A 2,135-nucleotide genomic window follows, 5' to 3' on the forward strand; every position below is an offset into this window, starting at 1 on the left:
AACTAAACTCAACCATTTCTTTATCAAAAATTATTGTATCGAAAAAAGCAAGATATTTAGCCATAACCTCTGGACTTAAACCCTTTTTAAAAGCAAGCATAGCTCCACTTACAGGATTTCCTTGAGTATCACCAAAATCTCCGTTAGGTCCTTTAGGATGATTGACCAATGTCACTTTAGCGCCAGGCGTTACTTTATTTAAATCATTACTAAATGGCGCGGGACCGAATACAGGAACGATCTCCCAGAATCCTCTATTAATAAACCCTGCTTTAGATGCCACAAACTTCTCTACAAGAAGCTCCYATTTAGTCATTACAACAAATTCCGGATCAATTATTTCTTCTTTGAACCATTGGCTCAATACTTCCAAAGCTTGCTTCGCTCCAGGCTCGATTTCACCTGCTACGATCTTGCCATTGTTTTCGTACATAATTCCAGGATAGACACCGTACGCGCCAAATATAGGACTAAACATGTTATTAACGCTATCCTTTACGATTGCGAGACTCCAACCATACGTATTCTTATTCCCATCTTTGTCTGGGTCATCATTCCTGAAACGCAGTAAGGCTTCATGCAGCTCATCGATTGTTTCCGGAAGTTTGGTTATACCCACATTATTTAACCAGTCCTCACGAATCGCATTTACATAGGCAAATTTCGAAATGGGAGAAATTAAGGGTAGCCCATAGTTTTTACCATCTCTATCGGAGTAGCTAAAGGGATGTTCTCCAACGTGTTTCTTATAGTAGGCCAACAAATTCGGTGCATGTTCAGCAACAAACTCTTCCGGGATTYCTGCCAAAAGGTCCTGCTTAAAGTATTCATTGTAGTCAGTTAGCGTCAAATTAGTAAAATAATCAGGAGGGTTCCCAGAGAGAATTTCCAATTTATAATCGTCTGTATAGGTGTCCCCTTTTCGCGATAGTAGTGTAATGTCAACACCTAATTGATCTTCCAGTTTCTTTTTCAATACGCTTTTATCACTATTCGGATAATTTTCCAGATCCCAGAGTGATGTAACTAATTTCACTTTTTCTTGAGGGGCTCCTGTTTCCGTTTGAGTAGTTCCAGCAGTCTTGTTAGTTTCCTTGTTAGCTTCATTTGCTGGTCCGGAGCAAGCTGAGAACAACGCAGTTATTAATCCAAAACAGATTAACAAAATACTTCTTTTTACCCTAATTGACATTTTGACCACTCCTTTGAAATATTTCATAATAGGCAAACAGAATGCCTAGAAATGATCAGGCTACTCTTTAACCGCACCAACTAGAATTCCTTTAACAAAGAATCTTTGAATGAAAGGATATACGATGAGCATCGGAATAATGGAGATCATGATGATTGTGGACTGGAGCTGCCGGCTTGAAAAGTTGGAACCTGTTGTTGATCGTCTTGCCAGCGCCTCAATGCCTTGTGTTTGGTTCTCAACAAGAATTCTGCGAAGAACAACCTGCAGCACGTAATTATCCGGGTTCCTTGTATAGATCATAGCTGAATACCACTCATTCCAATGACCGACAGCAACCCAGAGCCCTACTGTAGCCAAAACCGGCAAGGACAGGGGCAGAACTATCCATAAAAATATCTTTGAATCGGAAAAACCATCCACCTTAGCAGATTCCTCCAAGGATACAGGAACATTCCGAAAGAAAGCCACCATAATATAAATGTTGAAGCCACTGACCATTCCTGGAATCACCAAGGCCCATATCGTATCTAACATACCTAAATTTTTAATAAGCAAATAATTGGGAATCAATCCACCRCCAAAAAGCATTGTGATGAGTATGATAACAATAAACGACCTTCGCAGCGGAAGCTTTTTTTTGGATAACGCATAAGCGCCCATAGAAGTGAATGCCAAGCTTAACAATGTGCCAAGCCCTGTACGGATGATGGTGTTTTTAAAACCTATCCAGATGGCATCGTAATGAAAAGCAATTTTATAGGATTCAAAAGAAAGATTTTTTGGAAAGAAAATAATTCGAGACGAAGTATCACTTAATGAGATACTCACTTGGTTAATAAAGGGGTAGAGAGTAATGAAGGCTAGGAAAATGAGTATGGCATAATTAAAAACATCGAAAAAATTTCCCGCAATACTTGATTTATATCTCATTGCTTCATCC

Annotated in this window: 2 protein-coding genes; both read right to left on the minus strand. The window is 39.3% G+C overall.

Annotated features, from left to right (window positions below; all coding sequences use genetic code 11):
- On the minus strand, positions 1-1,219 hold a 1,219-nt coding region (locus AC1DWN_RS32795), incomplete at its 3' end, for a type 2 periplasmic-binding domain-containing protein (protein ID WP_477563023.1).
- Between the two features lie 33 nt (positions 1,220-1,252).
- Positions 1,253-2,135, minus strand: an 883-nt coding sequence (locus AC1DWN_RS32800) for a carbohydrate ABC transporter permease (protein ID WP_477563024.1), incomplete at its 5' end; no start/stop codon positions are given.

The sequence above is a fragment of the Paenibacillus sp. P4_A7 genome (assembly GCF_056402455.1).